Below are 16440 nucleotides of genomic sequence, written 5' to 3'. Positions count from 1 at the left end.
GGGATGTCCAACTTTTGGGGTGCAGTTCAAACCTATTTCCAGTTTTCAGACGACCTTTGCCAATCCTGCCTGATTTAATTAATCAGCCGCTCCGGCGTTTCTTCCTGCTCCTCTTCTTCGCCTGTCGGCGGCGTTTCGATCAAATCAGGCAAAACCAATTCGCCTAATTCTGTCAGCGGCGGCAAATCTTCCAAACTGTCCAAGCGCAAATCGCTCAAAAACGTCGGCGTCGTCGCCCACAATGCAGGCCGCCCGACGGAATCGCGATGCCCGATCACTTCAATCCAACCCCTGTCCTGCAAGGTCTGCATCACGTTCTGCGACACCGCCACGCCGCGTATGCCCTCAATGTCGCCGCGCGTCACCGGCTGCTGGTAGGCTATAATCGCCAGCGTTTCCATTACGGCGCGGGAATAGCGCGGCGCACGCTGCTCCTGAAGGCTGCCCAGCCGCTCGAATGCCGCCTGCGCAATCTGAAACCGCCAGCCCTCGTGCGTATGCACCAGTTGCAACGCCCTGCCCTGCCAACGCGTTTTCAACTGCGCCAACACGTCGATTAATTTGTCCTGCGACAGCGGCGGCACACACAATTCGCGCATGGATTTTTCGTTTAAGGGTTCGGTTTGGGTCAAAAGCGCAGCTTCGATCAGCGCGTCGGGAGGGAGTTTTTCAGTCATAACGTTAAAATTTAATTGTTTTGATGTTTTCAGACGACCTTAGACAAGGACTCTTTTCAGTTTTATATGTTGGTTTTAAATGTTACAAACAGGTCGTCTGAAAAATTTATTCTGAGGTTTCAGACGACCTGTTTGAAGATAGTGAAACCTCTTTTGGCATTCCACTATACCGCCCTACTCGTCCGCAGGCTTCTGCCCTTTGCGTTCTGCTTTTCTGGCTTCGCGCACGGCTTTGAGTTCGGCTTCTTTTTGTCGGGCTTTTTTAAGCCATGTTTCCCATTGGTTCGGCGTTTCGAGGGTAATTCTGCCGATTTTGCCTTCGCGGAAGTCGGTGAGGATGTTTTCGGCGGCTTTTTGGTAGTTGACCCGTCCGCCGCTCAAGACTGCGCCGCGTTTTTTGGCTATCCATTCGAGCCATGAGTTGTCGTCCCAGTGGCTGCTGGGGTCTTTGTCGGCTTGGTAGCGTTCTTGCAGCATGGGGAGGTAGTGGCGGCGGAGGTAGTCTAGGAGCTCGAGGGCGACTTCTTCTTCGTCCAGCGCGTTGCGTCCGACTGCGCCGCCGGCGGCGAGGTTGTAGCCGCCTTCTTCGACGATGATTTTCGGCCACAGCATTCCGGGGGTGTCGTAGAGCCAGAAGTCGTCGGCGAGGAAAAGGCGTTGTTCGGCTTTGGTGATGCCGGGTTCGTTGCCGGTTTTGGCGGATTTTTTGCCTATCATGCCGTTGATGAGGGTAGATTTGCCGACGTTGGGGATGCCGCAGATGAGGACGCGCAGGGGTTTTTCTATGCCTTGGCGGTGGGGAATCATGGCGCGGCAGGCTTGGGTGATTTTGCCGTGCACGCCGGTTTCGGAGGAATCGAGGGCGATGGCGCGGGTATCGGGGCGGCTGTTGTAGTGTTCGAGCCAGATTTTGGTGCGTTCGGGGTCGGCAAGGTCTTGTTTGTTGAGGATTTTGAGTTTGGGTTTGCCTTTGGAAAGCTGGGCAAGCAGGGGGTTTTCGCTGGAGGCGGGCATACGTGCGTCCAGCATTTCAATCACCATGTCGACGCTTTTTGCGCGCTCGGCGATGGCTTTTTTTGCTTTGTTCATGTGGCCGGGAAACCATTGGATTGCCATGTTTTGTTCTTTCTGTCTGATTTGCGGTGGGGTCGTCTGAAAAGTGGTTCGGCGGTGTTTTCAGACGACCTGAGGTTTGTCCGTTTTCTGTGCAAAGGTCGTCTGAAAGCCTTCGCGGTTTTTCAGACGACCTTTTAGTTTGGGGCGCTCAAGGTTTAGAGGTTGCCGTGTTCGTAGCGGTAGTAGCCGGCTTCGTCCATACATTGTTCAAGGGATTTGGATTCGCGTCCGTGTTTGGCGTCGTGTTGCGCTTGTGATTTGCAGATGTTGATTTGGCGGGAAACGTCGGATTCGCTTGCGCCGGTGCGATGCCAGCGGTAGGCGGGGACTTCGGCGGCGCAGGCGGCGAGTGTGCAGGCGAGTGCGAGGGTGATGATGGGTTTCATGGTTTTCTCCTTTTATATCGAAAAGGTCGTCTGAAAAGGGGAATCAGCGTCCGGACAGGTTTTGCGCCTGTCTGTGGCGGACCAGCAGTTCGTAATGTCCTTGCAGGCGTTGGGCGAGTTTTTCGACGACATAGACGGAACGGTGCTGTCCGCCGGTACAGCCGATGGCGATGGTAACGTAGCTGCGGCTTTCTTTTTGCAGGCGCGGGAGCCAGTGGTTCATAAAGTGGTCGATGTCGTCCACCATTTCCTGCGCCAGGGGCTGCTGGTCGAGATACGCTTGAATGGGGGCATCCATGCCGGTGTAGGGGCGCAGCTCGGGATCGTAATAGGGATTGGGCAGGCTGCGCATATCGAACATGAAATCGGCGTTGTTCGGCACGCCATACTTGAAGCCGAAAGATTCGAGGATAACCAAAAGCCCCCTGCGCTCGATGTTGAGCCATTGTTGAACGGCATAACGCAGTTGCTGCGCGTTCATTTTGGATGTATCGATGCAGTAGGCGATGTCTTTGAGCGGGAACAGCCATTCGCGCTCTTTTTGCAGGCTTTCCAGCAGGGTAAGGTTCAGTCCCGACAGCGGATGGCCGCGCCGCGTTTCGGAAAAACGGCGCACCAGCACGCTTTCTTCTGCCTCCACAAACAATACTTCGACCTGATGGCCTTCATCGCGCAGGTATTGGATTTGCTCCTGCGCTTCCTGAATGTTGATGCCGGAGCGGACATCGACGCTCACGCCGAGTTTGGTTTCATCGGCGCGCTCGATATGGTGCAGCACCAGCGAAGGCAGCATTTCCAGCGGCAGGTTGTCCACGCAGAAATAGCCGAGGTCTTCAAGCTGTTTGAGGGCAACGGACTTGCCCGAGCCGGACAATCCGCTAATCAGGACGATTTTCATGGTTTTGTTCGTTTTCTTTGAGTTGTGTTTGATGGCGTTCGAGGAATTCTTTGGTACTGTCTTTGCCGCGCAACTGGAGGATGTAGTTGCGCACCGCCGCTTCAACCAATACGGCAAGGTTGCGGCCCACGGCGACAGGCAGGGTGACGGAACGGACGTTGACGTTGAGGATGGACTCGGTTTCCGTGCGTATGCTCAAGCGGTCGAGCTGCTTCATGTAATCGTCGTCGGCAGCGACCAGGTTGATAATCAACTGGAGGATTTTTTTCGGACGGATGGAGGTTTCGCCGAAAATGTGGCGGATGTTGAGTATGCCCAATCCGCGCACTTCAAGGAAATCACGCAACATCGGCGGGCAGCGGCCTTCGAGCGTTTCGGGACCGGTACGGAAAAGCTCGACCGCATCATCGGCGATCAGGCTGTGTCCGCGCGAAATCAATTCCAACGCCAACTCGCTTTTACCCAAGCCGGAATGACCGGTAATCAGCACGCCAACTTCAAATACATCGAGGAATACGCCGTGCTTGACGATGGAAGTCGCCAGCGTGCGTTGCAGATAAATCCGCAACACATCCATCAAATACGGGCTTTCGAGCTTGGAGGTCAAGAGCGGGATGTCGTTTTTATGGCAGTAGTCGCGCAATTTGGGCGAAACCGCCAGACCGTTGGCAACGATGACCAGCGACATGGGGATATCGAAGAGTTCACCGAAATCGTAATTCAACTCGCCCGATTCGAGGCGCTTGAGATATTCGGCTTCGGCAACACCGACGACTTGGATTTGATTGGGATGGATAAAATTCAAATGGCCGACCAACGCCAAAACGGGTTTGTCGGCCTCTACTCCGATGCGGTTATCCGCACCCGAATTGCCTGCCGCCCAAGCAAGTTGGAGCTTGTGCTGATTATCGGAAAACAGGCGGCGGACGGATATACTGGGCATTCTTTACTCTTCTGCCAGAAGTTTGCGCACCTCCTCGGCAGAGGTTGCGGACATCAAGGCTTCACGGACGGCTTTTTGCGAGAACCTGCCCGCCAGTTTGGACAAGACTTCCAAATGCTCGCCGGTCGCATTTTCCGGCACCAACAAAGTGAAAATCAGGGATACGGGTTTGCCGTCGGGCGCATCGAAAGCGACCGGTTCTTTCGTGCGGATAAACGCGCCGGTGGCTTTTTTCACGCAGGCATGACGGCCATGCGGGATGGCGACGCCCTGCCCCAAGCCGGTCGAACCCAGCTTTTCGCGGGCAAACAGGCAGTCGAAGACATCGCCGTGAGGTAATTCTGCTTCATGTTCAAGCAGCAGGCCCGCTTCTTCAAACAAGCGTTTTTTGCTGCCGACTTCCAAGTCTAAAACGATATGGGACAAAGGCAAAATTTCGCCGATAAGGCTCATAGAAATCTCTTTTGATGTGGCAAAATGAAATGGAATTGTACCGACTGTCTGTACAAACCTCAATCCTGAACACGCAATTTACACTCAGATTGCTAACAAGAAACGCTGCTTCTTTGATATTTCTTAACTCATACACAAGATCGTCTGAAAACGGCGGCAAGTGTTTTACAGCAGGTTTGGCTACCAGATAAAACCCCGCCAATATCATCAATCCGCCCTGCCCCGAAAAGCAACACGTCGTCTGAAACCCTTTTCAGACGACGTGTTAACCATTTTATTGCCTTACAACCGCGTGGCAGCCAAAGCCCACAAATAATGCCCCGCCAAACCCAAAAACCACAGCAGACCGATATAGTTGTTATCCAGAAACACTTTAAAACAAGTCTGGCGGTCGCGCGTTTTGATGGCATGGTATTGACCGATTTGCAGCCACACCACCGCAGGCAGCATAATCCAATACGGCCATGTCGCGCCGATTTTCACGCCCAACACCGCCATCAGCGCGGTAAACCAAAAATGGCAGAGCATGGATGCGGAAATATCGTGATCGCCGAACGTGATGGCCGAAGTTTTAATCCCGATTTTCAAATCGTCTTCCTTGTCCGACATCGCATAAATCGTGTCGTAGGCAAGCGTCCACAAAGCATTAGCGGTAAACATCAGCCATGCCGTAGAAGGCACGCCGCTGCGGACGGCGGCAAACGCCATCGGAATCCCGAAAGAAAACGCCAGCCCCAAATAAAACTGCGGCAGCGGGAAAAACCGTTTGGTAAAGGGGTAAGTCATCGCCAGAAACAGCGCAGGAACGCTCATCACCCAAGTCAACAGGTTCAGCGGCGTCATGCAGAGGGCGGCAAGCAGGCAGAGGATGACGGTCAGCAGAATCGCTTCTGTTTTGGAAACCAACCCGCGGGCAAAGGGGCGGTTTTTCGTGCGCTCGACCGAACCGTCAAAATCGCGGTCGGCAAAGTCGTTGATCACGCAGCCTGCGCTGCGCATAAAGAACGTACCGGCGGTAAACGCCCAAAAAATATCCGCTTCCGGAATACCTTCCGAAGCGACCCATAATGCCCAATAGGTCGGCCAAAGCAGCAGCAACGTGCCGATAGGCTTGTCGATGCGCATCAATTTGCCGTATATGACCATCCGTCCGACGGCATAGCGCGGGAAAAAATGTAGGAGAACACGTCTTATCTTCATGCGAATGTGAAAAATATGTTATTGGTATAATAAATCAATTTGTAATTATTGCTTAGCGTATTATGTTCATTATAAATCAATTTTTAGATTTTACTATTTTATTTAGACCCTTATCCCCAACTTTTACAGAAAGATACAAAAACGGCATATCTGCGCCCTACACAAACCGCGCCAACCCCGCCAAAAAATATTCCGTCAGTTCCAACACCTCACCATCCCAATCAAAATAAGACCTGCGGGCAGCGACAGGTCGTCTGAAATCATCCTGACCGCCTGCGTTTTCCATCAGACAAAACTCGAATGCCGAACGCTTCAAGGGCAGCGTGCCGTCAAACAGCCGCTCGCCCAAAGGCTGCGTGCCGCAATCCAACACGCCGCGCCAGGCTTGGGATTGCAGGCTGCACGCGCTGCGCGCCTGTACGACGGGCACGCCGTCCAGATGCAGCAAAACGTCGCGGACGAATTGCGGGGCGGCGGTTTCGGCATAGTTTCCGCCAAACGGATTACCCAGCCCGCCCAGTTCGCCCATATACAGCACTTTTACCGTAAAGCTGCCGCCCAAGGCGCGTAAGGCGGCGGTCAGCGATTGCGCTTGGCACAAAGCGGCGGCGCGTTCGTTCCAGCCCTGCGGCAGTTCGTCGGGAAGTTTGTCTTGCCAATTCAAAGGGGGATTCATGGGATTTAGATTGATGTGTTTCATGTGTTAATCGTTTTCAGACGACCTTTCGTCCGTCTCCACCTTATCCAACTCCATCCACTCCGCATCGGGAAAATCTGTTTTCAGACGACCCTTTAGATATGCCGAGCTGTCTTGGGCGATGTGTTCGTCGCGGCTGTCGTGGATGTGGTTGAAAATCAGGCTGTGCAGGCTGATGCCGTATTGTTTGAGCGCGGCGAAGCTGAGCAGGGTGTGGTTGATGCTGCCGAGCCGTCCACTGGTAACGAGAATAACGGGATAAGCCTGTTGCTGAATATAATCAATGGTTAACAGGTTTTCCGTCAGCGGAACCATCAATCCGCCCGCGCCTTCGACCAACACGATTTCGTATTGCGCCGCCAGTTGCTGCGTGGCAGTGCGGATTTTGTTCAAGTCCAAAGCCCTGCCGTCCAGACGGGCGGCGAGGTGGGGCGAGGCGGGATAGCTGAAGATTTCGGGCATGGTCAGCCGCTGTTTGTCGGCTTCCTGCATGGGTATGCCCATGATGTTGCGGTGGACGGCGATGTCGTCGGCGATGTTTTGGCAACCGGTTTGCACGGGCTTTTGCGTGATCACGCTTTTGCCCTGCTGCAACAATTGTTTTGCCAACACGCCGGTGGCGACGGTTTTGCCGATCTCCGTGTCTATGCCGCTGACGAAGTAAACGCCTTTCATTTGCTGTGTTCCTTCAAGATTTGTATGGTTTTGTCGGCAAGTTCGGTCAAGAGGTCGTCTGAAATGATGTAAGGCGGCATGAGGTACACCAGCCTGCCGAATGGGCGCACCCAAATGCCCTGCGCCACGCAGTCCGCTTGAAAACGCGCCATATCGACGCCTTTTTCCAGTTCGATCACGCCGATGGCACCCAAAACGCGCACGTCTTTCACGCCGCGAATGTCCCATGCGGTTTTCAGACGACCTTTCAGGATGCTTTCGATGCGGCGGATATTCGCCTGCCAATCTTGGGACAAAAGCAGTTTGACCGAAGCGCAGGCAACGGCACACGCCAGCGGGTTCGCCATAAATGTCGGGCCGTGCATAAAAACGCCCGCTTCGCCGCGCGAAATCGTTTCGGTGACTTTTTGCGAAGTGATTGCCGCCGCCAGCGTCATATAGCCGCCGCTCAAGGCCTTGCCGATACACATAATATCCGGCACGACCTCCGCGTGTTCGCAGGCAAACATCTTGCCCGTGCGCCCGAATCCGGTGGCGATTTCGTCAAAAATCAACACGATATCAAAGTCGTCGCACAAATCGCGCAATCCGCGAAGATACTGCGGATGATAAAAATACATGCCGCCCGCGCCCTGCACGACCGGTTCCAAAATAAAGGCGGCAATGTCCGCATGATGCGCTTCAAACAAGGCGCGGACAGGCTGCAAATCCGCCCCGTCCCATTCATCGTCGAAACGGCTTTTCGGATTATCGACAAAATAACGCTGCGGCAGAGCGCTGCCGAAAATATGGTGCATCCCCGTTTCCGGATCGCAGACGGACATCGCATTCCAAGTATCGCCGTGATACCCGCGCCGCACCGTCGCAATATTCTGCTTCGCGGTCAAACCCCGCGCCTGCTGGTACTGCACCGCCATCTTCAGCGCAACTTCCACCGAAACCGAACCCGAGTCCGCATAAAAAATACGGTCCAGCCCTTGTGGCAAAATCCCGACCAACAACTTGCCCAATTCCACCGCCGGCCCGTGCGTCAAACCGCCGAACATCACATGCGACATTTGCTTAATCTGCGCCTCAACCGCCTGATTCAAAACAGGATGATTGTAGCCGTGTATCGCACACCACCAAGACGACATCCCGTCAATCAGCCGCGTACCGTCCGCCAATTCGATATGCACACCCTCCGCACGGCGCACCGGATAAACAGGCAACGGATCGGTCATGGACGTATAGGGATGGAGCAGATGGGCGCGGTCGAAATCGAGCAGGGAGGAAGTGTGTTCGGGCAACATATTTTCTGAGAAGGGTTTATATCAAATTCCGCTATTTTAACCCACTCTGATTAGATGATGACCTGAAAAGTCTCTATCGGATAAGGAAAAGGTCGTCTGAAAACCGGTTTTCGGTGATGTGGTTCATATCCGGCATAGTATGTAGAAAATTTTCAGGCAGCCTAAAAATAACGCCGTTTGAAAGGCGGACTTTCAAACGGCTTGTTTTGAGAATTTCAAGTGAGATAGCTAATCACGGCGTGAACATGAATACGCCCTATATTCTGTCGATATCCCAAAACCAAAGACATTATAGTGGCTTAACTTTAAACCAGTACGGCGTTGCCTCGCCTTGCTGTACTATTTGTACTGTGCGGCTTCGTCGGCCTTGTCCTGATTTAAATTTAATCCACTATAAAAGACAAATTCAGGTCAATGAAGGCAGATTAATGCAGCGTACCGTTTTGTCCTTCATCAGAGTCGCAGAAATTGCAGTAATGATAGACGTCGACGTCTATTTCCGTACCCGTCAGATAACAAAATTCCATGATTTCCCGACTAAATCCTATATAGGGATTTTGTTCTGCATCCACAACATATTCAGGGACAATTTCCAACCAAAATTTTGCTTGGTATTGCCGACGGAATCGGGCAAGTGCATCAATGTTCCCGTGTAATTGGCGGACAATCCGCAGGCACTGCCCTTCTGCATCATTGACCGGCTGATCTTGGCGGCAGCCATTCCATGCGCTCCAATCAGCCGGCTGTGGGCGTAGCATTCCATTAGCTAAATGCGTCTCTCCACACCGGGTAACAGAAAACGGCTGGATACCGAGCAATTGCGTCAATTCATCGGCGCAATTGTGGTCGGATACCATACGGAAATAGCTGTAACAATTGGGGAGAATCATCATATTTTTGTTTTCAGACGACCTTCACATCATCCCTACAACTCAATCCCTTTCAGCTTCGCCACGGTATTGATGTCTTTATCGCCGCGGCCGGACAGGTTGACCAGAATCACTTGGTCTTTGCCCATTTTCGGCGCGTTGGCGACTGCCCATGCAAGGGCGTGGCTGGATTCGAGTGCGGGGATGATGCCTTCGAAGCGGCACAACAAATCAAAGGCTTCGAGTGCTTCGTCGTCTTTGGCGACGGTGTATTCGACGCGCTTGATGTCATTCAGGTGGCTGTGTTCCGGGCCGATGCCGGGATAGTCGAGACCTGCGGAAACGGAGTGCGTACCCAAGACTTGGCCGTTTTCGTCCTGCATCAGGTAGCTGCGGAAGCCGTGCAATACGCCGATGGGGGCTTTGCTGGTAATCGGCGCGGCGTGGTCGGGGGTATCCACGCCCAAACCGCCGGCTTCCACGCCGACGAGGCGCACGTTTTCTTCGCCGATATACGGGTGGAACAGGCCGATGGCGTTCGAGCCGCCGCCGACGCAGGCAACGGCGACGTCGGGTTGTCTGCCGATGGCTTCCTGCATCTGCGCTTTGGCTTCGTTGCCGATGACGCATTGGAAATCGCGCACCATTTCGGGATACGGCGCAGGGCCGGCGGCAGTACCGATGATGTAGAACGTGTCGTCCACGCGGGCAACCCATTCGCGCATGGCTTCGTTCATCGCGTCTTTCAGCGTGCGGCTGCCGCTATCGACGCTGACTACGTTTGCACCCAACAATTTCATGCGGAACACGTTGGGCATTTGACGCTGGATGTCGTCCGCGCCCATGTACACGTCGCAAGTCATGCCGAAGCGGGCGGCGACGGTGGCGGAAGCCACGCCGTGCTGACCTGCACCGGTTTCGGCAATGACGCGTTTTTTGCCCATGCGGCGGGCAAGCAGCGCCTGACCGATGGTGTTGTTTACCTTGTGCGCGCCAGTGTGGTTCAAGTCTTCGCGCTTCAACCAGATTTGCGCGCCGCCCAAATGCTCGGACAATCGCGCGGCATGGTAAACGGGGCTGGGCCGGCCGACGTAGTGTTTCAAATCGCGGTGGAACTCTTCCCAAAACGACGGGTCGTTTTTCGCTGCTTTATAGGCATCCGCCAGCTCTTGCAAGGCGGGAATCAGGGTTTCGGAGACATAAAGTCCGCCGTGTTCGCCGAAAAAGCCCTTCTCGTCGGGCGCTTGGTAGTTTTTCATCGGATTTCTTCCTTGTCTGTTTTTTCAGACGACCTCGCTTTAAGAAGGTCGTCTGAAAGGGAAAATTGTCGGCAATTATAACTGTTTTTCACACAAACCCGCCATTTCGAAAAACGCCCGATATGCCGCCGCCTTTTTCGCCAAACTCAAAGGATAAGCGCGCGAAGTCGATGGCAGGCGGGTCAGGGTCAAATCCCGCCCGGCAAACGGAAACGGCACGGTTTCGCCCGTTTTCGGCATTTTGATGCCGCCGCCCTGAATATCGAGCAGGATTTCCGTCGCCTTACCTCCGGTAGTACAGATGTGGCGGCAGTCGGGCATCTGTGCCAACACCGCCGCCAAATCGACGGTTTCCACCACTTGCAAAAACTTGTCGGACGCATTGCCGTGTTCCCGCACCGCCTTCAACACGGTCGGGCAGGAGGCAATCCCCCGTTCGCGCAAAAACGCCTTGATTTTCTCCGCATCAAACGCTTTTTCAGACGGCATCTGGAAATGCGCCGCATCATTAAAAAACACCAGCCCATAAACGCGCCACATATCGTTTTGAAAATTCGGATAATGAAACTGCATCGCGCGTTTGTCTTCCTTGGGTGGGAACGTCCCCATCATCATTACCGTCGCCTGCGGCGGCAATAATGCGGGAAAAGGGTGGGTTTCGATTTCGAGCGGAGCGGACATAATGATTTCCTTGATAATGAAAATATCGGACGCAAAATAAAACGACAGCCGCCTTTTCAGACGACCCCTGCCTTGTCCTGAAACAAGTTTATAAGCCGACAGACAACGTTATCGCAAACGGAACAGCCGCTTTAGCGATATGTTAGAATAAAACCACGAAACATAGAAAAGAAAGATCTCAATGCAAAAAATCCCTATTGAATACTACAACCTCAATTTATTCGAACAACTGGACAGGCCTGTCATTGCTTTCGTAAAAAAAAGGCCGTTCAGGAAAGTGGAGAACCTTCATGTCTTTGCTTCAACAGAGGCATATGAAAAAGAAAGGAGAAAGTTTGAAATCACCGGCTACAAAGCGCAAACCATCCCTTTAGGCATGTCTCTTGATGCGGTTATCTGGCAACCCTATTATGTAAACCTTGTTATATCCGGACTTGATACATCGGACATTATCTTTTCCAAAGACGATTTGCAGCCCCTGAAAGACCTTATCGACAGCTTTTGCATTATGTTTGCAGCAACAAATGCCGAAATAGAAAATGCGAAAGCCTACGAGTTGATGAAAAACAAAACCGTTTATTTTCTCGGACAACTCCTTGCCAAAGAGTTTAAGGTGGGAGACAGAATCGGTTTCGAAGGCATTCAAAGAGAATCAGACGGTAAACATTATGTATCCGTCAAATGTTTCCTGACTAGGGAAAGCGCTGAAAAATTCAATATGAACAACCGCCCCGTAACGCCCGCCAATTTGGGATACCTCAAATATTTCTGGTGCAAACCGGTCATTATCGAACCACACCGAGACTACTGGATTGAGTTTCTATAACACTGACAGAGCATCCATCGTTTGATAAGGAACTTATCCTCTCTTGAATCTTTCAGACGACCTTCTGCCCATACCGCATCAGCGTCATGCCGCCGACCGCTGCCGCGCAGCCCGCAATCAGCGAAATATGCAAAGGTTCGCCCAAAACCCACGCCGAGCTGAGCATGCCGAAAATCGGTACGAGCGTAATATACGCTGCCGCGCTGCCTGCACCCAAAGTCTTCACGCCTTCGAAATACCACGCGTAGGCCAATACCGTCGCGCCGATGACCAGCCACGCCAATGCCGTCCAACCGCGTGCATCCATCGCCGCCATTGCCTCAAAAGGCAATCCGTCCATCCACAACGCCACCACCGACAACATCAGCGCGCCGATGAACGACGTTGCCGCCGTTACCGTCAGCGCGTCTATCCCGCGCAAAACCGCACGTCCGATTAAAGTATAAGCCGCCCAGCAGACCACGCAGCCGAAAATCAGCCACTCCCCCGCCTTGATGCCGCCCGACAATACCGTCAAAGGCTGTCCTTGCGTTACCGCCGTTATTGCACCCAAAACCGCCAGCAGCATACCCGCCAAAATCTTCGCGTTTAAACGCTCGCCGAAAAGCCAAGCCGCCAGCAGCAGCGTCAGCACGGGATTCACCGCCACAACCACCGCTGCCTTTCCCGCCGGCATCGCCTGCAAACCCAGCATAAAAAACACCGCATAGCCGCACACCCCGACGGAAGCAGCTACCGCCAAGCCCAGCCATTGCCGCGCCGACAAAGCCGCCAAAGTCGCAAACCTGCTGCGCGCAAACAACCAGCCCAACAACAAAACCGAAGCCAGCACAAACCGAACCGCCCCGCCCGTCAGCGGCGGCAGCGACTGCCCCAGCATCCGCCCCATCGGCCAAGACGCACCCCACAACACCGCCATCCCCAGCAGTTTCAAATGTACAGAATAACGTTCCATCTCATTCCTTTATCAATAAAGGTCGTCTGAAAACCCGATTCCAAGTTTTCAGACGACCTTCCAATATGGCTGTTGCCAACAGATTACTTGGGCTGCCAAGAGTCTTTCAGCGTGACCGTGCGGTTGAACACAGGCTGCTCAGGGCGGTGGTCTTTGCGGTCGGTCACGAAATAGCCGATACGCTCAAACTGCCAACGGCTTTCGGCGGGCAGGTTTTTGGCTGCGGGTTCGGCATAGGCGGTGATTTCTTTGACGGACTCAGGGTTGAGGAAATCGGTAAACGGCAGGTATTCGCTGTCTTCGCCGCGCACGGCATCGGGACGCTCGACGGTAAAGAGGCGGTCGTACAGGCGGACTTTGATTTCGGCGGCGTGTTCTGCGGAAACCCAGTGAATCACGCCTTTGACTTTTCTGCCTTCGGGATTTTTGCCCAAGGTGTCATGGTCGATGCTGCATTTGAGTTCAACCACATTGCCTGCCGCGTCTTTTACGACTTCGTCGCACTTGATAACATAGCCGTGGCGCAGGCGCACTTCGCCGCCCGGGGTCAGGCGTTTGAAGCCTTTGGGCGGATTTTCGGCAAAGTCGTCGGCTTCGATGTAGATGGTTTGTGAAATAGGCACTTCGCGATCGCCCATTTCTTCGTGGTTCGGATGGAACGCGGCACGGCGGCTTTGGGTTTTGCCGGCTTCAAAGTTGGTCAGAGTCACTTTGAGCGGGTTCAAAACCGCCATCAGGCGCGGGGCGGAGTTTTCCAGCTCTTCGCGAATCGCGCCTTCCAACACGCTCATATCGACGATGTTTTCAGATTTGGAAATACCGGCGCGTTTGGCAAACAGGCGCAGGCCTTCGGGCGTGTAGCCGCGGCGGCGCATACCGGAAATCGTCGGCATACGCGGATCGTCCCAGCCGGTAACGTGGCCGTCTGAAACCAGTTGGTTCAGCTTGCGTTTGGACGTAATGGAATACAAAAGCTCCAAACGGGAAAACTCGTATTGGCGCGGACGGGTGGCGTGCGGCGCGGGGATGTTGTCCAACACCCAGTCGTACAGCGGGCGGTGGGCTTCAAATTCGAGCGTACACAAGGAATGTGTGATGCCTTCGATGGCATCGGAAATGCAATGCGTGTAGTCGTACATCGGGTAGATGCACCATTTGTCGCCGGTGTTGTGGTGATGGGCGCGGCGGATACGGTAGATGACGGGGTCGCGCATATTGATGTTGCCTGATGCCATGTCGATTTTCAGGCGCAGGGTTTTGCTGCCGTCGGGGAATTCGCCGTTTTTCATGCGCGTGAACAGGTCGAGGTTTTCTTCGACGCTGCGGTCGCGGTAAGGGCTGTTTTTGCCCGCTTCGGTCAGCGTGCCGCGGTATTCGCGCATTTCTTCGGGCGTCAAATCATCGACATACGCTTTGCCGTCTTTGATTAAACCGACGGCGTAGTCGTAAAGCTGGTCGAAATAATTGGAAGCGAAACGCGGCTCGCCCGCCCAATGGAAACCGAGCCACTCGACGTCTTCTTTGATGGCGTTGACGTATTCGTCGTTTTCTTTTTCAGGGTTGGTATCGTCGAAACGCAGGTTGCACAAGCCGTCGTAAATATACGCCAAACCGAAATTCAGGCAGATGGATTTGGCGTGGCCGATGTGCAGGTAGCCGTTGGGTTCGGGCGGGAAACGGGTTTGGATGGCTTCGTGTTTGCCGCTTTTTAAGTCTTCTTCGATGATGGTGCGGATGAAATGGTTGTCCGCGAATTGGTCTTTGTTGAGCATGGTCGGGAGCTATCTGAAAATATGATGTCGTGCCGATTTTACCTGAAAACAGGACGGCTTTACAGTCAATACAAGGTACAGAGGTCGTCTGAAAACCGTTTCAGACGACCTCTGTATGGACAATTACGAATCGGATGAAAGATTGGAATGGTCGGAAGTATTGTCTTCCGGACGTTTGAATGCGGTTGATGAATCGATAAAATCAACCAGCCGGTTAATCAACAGAACGATACCCAAAATAACCAAAATTGCGATTGGATAGAAAATCCAAAGCAAACCGGTAGTGCCGATAAAAGACCAGCGCATGGACGCCCAAAATGCTTGAAGCGAGGATTTTTCCAAAGAGAGCAGTTTGGGGCGGGCTGCGGTGGCGATAATGGAAGCAATCAGAGAACCAACATAAAATACAGGCAACCCTAGCCACAAAAAACCTGATCCGTGATGATCGTAATTAGGGGAGTAAGGGTCATTATGACTGTCAGCACTGTCTACCGCCATCATAAACAACAACCAAAGTATGGTTGTTATCCACACGCTGCCCGCCACAGTAGCAGGTCGCAAACGATGGGAAAGCAGGACATAAACCAGATTCGCTGAGACAAGCATCAACATACCGGCAATCAATGTAATCCCGAAGCGTTCGGGGTCTGCCTGACTGAACCATATCGAAGTCGTGATGATAATAATGATACTGCCAGCCAATGAAAGGCCGGCAAATGTTCTTTCGCTGATACGGGGGAAATTCATCTTTATGTCTTTTCAAAACTGTTCTTCTGAATCCAAGAACATTCATATACGGATGATTGTTTTCAGACGACCTGCACATTCAATAGCAGCTATCTGAAAACGCTTCCCCATTGTACCCGAATTTCATTAACCTTTTGTAACCCCCGAAATCAAAGCGGCACGGGTTCGGCAACCAGCCATTCTACGCCCGCATCGCCCAAAACCTTCTGCATGGCGGCTTCAGGGGCGCGGTCGGTAAATACTTTGTCAAACGAGCCGATGTCGCCCAGCCTGACCAAGGCATTGCTGTTGAATTTGCTGTGGTCCACGCCCAAATACCTGACCCGCGCATTGGTCATCATCGCCTGCATGACGCTGACTTCTTTATAGTCGTAGTCCAAAAGCGATCCGTCGCTTTCCACGCCGTGCGTACTCATGACGGCATAATCGACTTTAAACTGATTGATAAAATCGACCGTCGCCACGCCCGTAATCCCGCCGTCCAAGGGGCGCACGACGCCGGAAGTGATGATGACGGTGTAGTCGGTGCGCGCGGACGTGATGGAGGCGACGTAAATATTGTTGGTGATAATCCGCAGGTTTTTACGCTGCTTGACCAACTCGGCGGCAACGGCTTCCATCGTCGTGCCTATGCTGATAAACAGCGACGAATTGTCGGGAATGTGGGCGGCAATCAGGCGGGCGATGGCGTTTTTTTCATTTTGGCAGTGTTTTCGCTTGCCTTGCGCCACGCCGCTGGAAATATCGCCGACCGACGCTCCGCCGTGGTAACGCTTCAACTGCCGCGTTTCGCTCAATTCCTGTATGTCGCGGCGTATGGTCTGCGGGGTCACGTCCAAAGCTTCCGCAAGCTGCTCGACCGTCATGAAATGCTGCTCGCGCACCAGGGCGAGGATGTGTTCGTGTCTTTGTATTTTCGGTTTCATCTGGATTCGTTTCCATTCGTTCCAATTCGTTTGAATTCGGATTGTACGCCTTTTGCCCAAAATCGGAA

Annotated in this window: 19 protein-coding genes; 2 read left to right on the top strand and 17 right to left on the bottom strand. The window is 53.2% G+C overall.

Annotation, left to right across the window (positions count from 1 at the left end; all coding sequences use genetic code 11):
• Positions 1-74 precede the first annotated feature (74 nt).
• Entirely contained in the window at positions 75-677 is a 603-nt protein-coding gene (locus HMPREF2726_RS10300) for an SMC-Scp complex subunit ScpB (protein ID WP_003769031.1), read from the bottom strand.
• A 174-nt stretch (positions 678-851) separates the two neighbouring features.
• The gene (ylqF, locus tag HMPREF2726_RS10295) at positions 852-1793 is read right to left on the bottom strand and encodes a ribosome biogenesis GTPase YlqF (protein WP_070603294.1); all 942 of its coding nucleotides are present in this window, start codon (positions 1791-1793) and stop codon (positions 852-854) included.
• A 3-nt stretch (positions 1794-1796) separates the two neighbouring features.
• Here ylqF and HMPREF2726_RS14820 point away from each other — a divergent pair, with 3 nt between their 5' ends.
• On the top strand, positions 1797-1931 hold the full coding sequence (locus HMPREF2726_RS14820; RefSeq protein WP_283118856.1) for a hypothetical protein: 135 nt from the start codon (positions 1797-1799) through the stop codon (positions 1929-1931).
• Positions 1932-1948: 17 nt separating this feature from the next.
• Here the strand turns inward: HMPREF2726_RS14820 and HMPREF2726_RS10290 are convergent, their stop codons facing one another.
• From HMPREF2726_RS10290 to HMPREF2726_RS10240, 11 genes are all read right to left on the bottom strand, one after another.
• Entirely contained in the window at positions 1949-2179 is a 231-nt protein-coding gene (locus tag HMPREF2726_RS10290; RefSeq protein ID WP_009311223.1) for a hypothetical protein, read from the bottom strand.
• Positions 2180-2222: 43 nt separating this feature from the next.
• Positions 2223-3077: an RNase adapter RapZ gene (gene rapZ / locus HMPREF2726_RS10285; protein ID WP_003756091.1), complete on the bottom strand. Its 855-nt coding sequence runs from the start codon at positions 3075-3077 to the stop codon at positions 2223-2225.
• Positions 3058-4020 (bottom strand): HPr(Ser) kinase/phosphatase, encoded by a 963-nt coding sequence (gene hprK, locus HMPREF2726_RS10280; protein ID WP_003756089.1) that lies wholly within the window; start codon positions 4018-4020, stop codon positions 3058-3060. The genes rapZ and hprK overlap by 20 nt, the downstream gene beginning before the upstream one ends.
• A 3-nt stretch (positions 4021-4023) precedes the next feature.
• Positions 4024-4473 carry a PTS IIA-like nitrogen regulatory protein PtsN gene (ptsN, locus tag HMPREF2726_RS10275; protein WP_003743926.1) on the bottom strand — a complete coding sequence of 150 codons (450 nt, stop codon included), beginning with the start codon at positions 4471-4473 and terminating at the stop codon, positions 4024-4026.
• Positions 4474-4755: 282 nt separating this feature from the next.
• Positions 4756-5673, bottom strand: coding sequence for a 4-hydroxybenzoate octaprenyltransferase (gene ubiA / locus HMPREF2726_RS10270; RefSeq protein ID WP_009311220.1), 918 nt, complete (start codon positions 5671-5673; stop codon positions 4756-4758).
• Between the two features lie 157 nt (positions 5674-5830).
• Complete coding sequence (locus HMPREF2726_RS10265) at positions 5831-6373, bottom strand: chorismate--pyruvate lyase family protein (RefSeq protein ID WP_070603292.1); 543 nt, start codon at positions 6371-6373, stop codon at positions 5831-5833.
• A gap of 3 nt (positions 6374-6376) precedes the next feature.
• Positions 6377-7045 (bottom strand): dethiobiotin synthase, encoded by a 669-nt coding sequence (bioD, locus tag HMPREF2726_RS10260; RefSeq protein WP_009311218.1) that lies wholly within the window; start codon positions 7043-7045, stop codon positions 6377-6379.
• The gene (gene bioA / locus HMPREF2726_RS10255) at positions 7042-8337 is read right to left on the bottom strand and encodes an adenosylmethionine--8-amino-7-oxononanoate transaminase (protein ID WP_009311217.1); all 1296 of its coding nucleotides are present in this window, start codon (positions 8335-8337) and stop codon (positions 7042-7044) included. The genes bioD and bioA overlap by 4 nt, the downstream gene beginning before the upstream one ends.
• A gap of 425 nt (positions 8338-8762) precedes the next feature.
• The gene (locus HMPREF2726_RS10250; protein WP_094112973.1) at positions 8763-9230 is read right to left on the bottom strand and encodes a DUF4279 domain-containing protein; all 468 of its coding nucleotides are present in this window, start codon (positions 9228-9230) and stop codon (positions 8763-8765) included.
• Between the two features lie 32 nt (positions 9231-9262).
• Positions 9263-10465 carry a tryptophan synthase subunit beta gene (gene trpB / locus HMPREF2726_RS10245; protein ID WP_009311215.1) on the bottom strand — a complete coding sequence of 401 codons (1203 nt, stop codon included), beginning with the start codon at positions 10463-10465 and terminating at the stop codon, positions 9263-9265.
• Positions 10466-10540: 75 nt separating this feature from the next.
• Positions 10541-11146, bottom strand: coding sequence for a DNA glycosylase (locus tag HMPREF2726_RS10240; RefSeq protein WP_009311214.1), 606 nt, complete (start codon positions 11144-11146; stop codon positions 10541-10543).
• A 181-nt stretch (positions 11147-11327) separates the two neighbouring features.
• Between HMPREF2726_RS10240 and HMPREF2726_RS10235 the strand changes: the two genes are divergently transcribed.
• The gene (locus tag HMPREF2726_RS10235; protein WP_003756053.1) at positions 11328-11972 is read left to right on the top strand and encodes a hypothetical protein; all 645 of its coding nucleotides are present in this window, start codon (positions 11328-11330) and stop codon (positions 11970-11972) included.
• Between the two features lie 52 nt (positions 11973-12024).
• Here the strand turns inward: HMPREF2726_RS10235 and HMPREF2726_RS10230 are convergent, their stop codons facing one another.
• The 4 genes from HMPREF2726_RS10230 to HMPREF2726_RS10215 all read right to left on the bottom strand — a co-directional run bounded on the left by HMPREF2726_RS10230 (position 12025) and on the right by HMPREF2726_RS10215 (position 16372).
• Positions 12025-12927 carry a DMT family transporter gene (locus HMPREF2726_RS10230; RefSeq protein WP_009311213.1) on the bottom strand — a complete coding sequence of 301 codons (903 nt, stop codon included), beginning with the start codon at positions 12925-12927 and terminating at the stop codon, positions 12025-12027.
• An 83-nt stretch (positions 12928-13010) separates the two neighbouring features.
• Complete coding sequence (locus tag HMPREF2726_RS10225; protein ID WP_070603290.1) at positions 13011-14699, bottom strand: glutamine--tRNA ligase/YqeY domain fusion protein; 1689 nt, start codon at positions 14697-14699, stop codon at positions 13011-13013.
• A 123-nt stretch (positions 14700-14822) separates the two neighbouring features.
• Positions 14823-15446, bottom strand: a complete 624-nt coding sequence (locus tag HMPREF2726_RS10220; protein WP_009311211.1) for a hypothetical protein — start codon at positions 15444-15446, stop codon at positions 14823-14825.
• A gap of 149 nt (positions 15447-15595) precedes the next feature.
• Positions 15596-16372: a DeoR/GlpR family DNA-binding transcription regulator gene (locus HMPREF2726_RS10215; RefSeq protein WP_009311210.1), complete on the bottom strand. Its 777-nt coding sequence runs from the start codon at positions 16370-16372 to the stop codon at positions 15596-15598.
• Between the last annotated feature and the right edge of the window lie 68 nt (positions 16373-16440).

The sequence above is a fragment of the Neisseria sp. HMSC074B07 genome (genome assembly GCF_001810355.1).
Classification (GTDB): Bacteria; Pseudomonadota; Gammaproteobacteria; order Burkholderiales; family Neisseriaceae; genus Neisseria.
The sequence above is the reverse complement of the archived record's forward strand: the minus strand, read 5'-3'. Positions and strand labels throughout refer to the sequence as shown.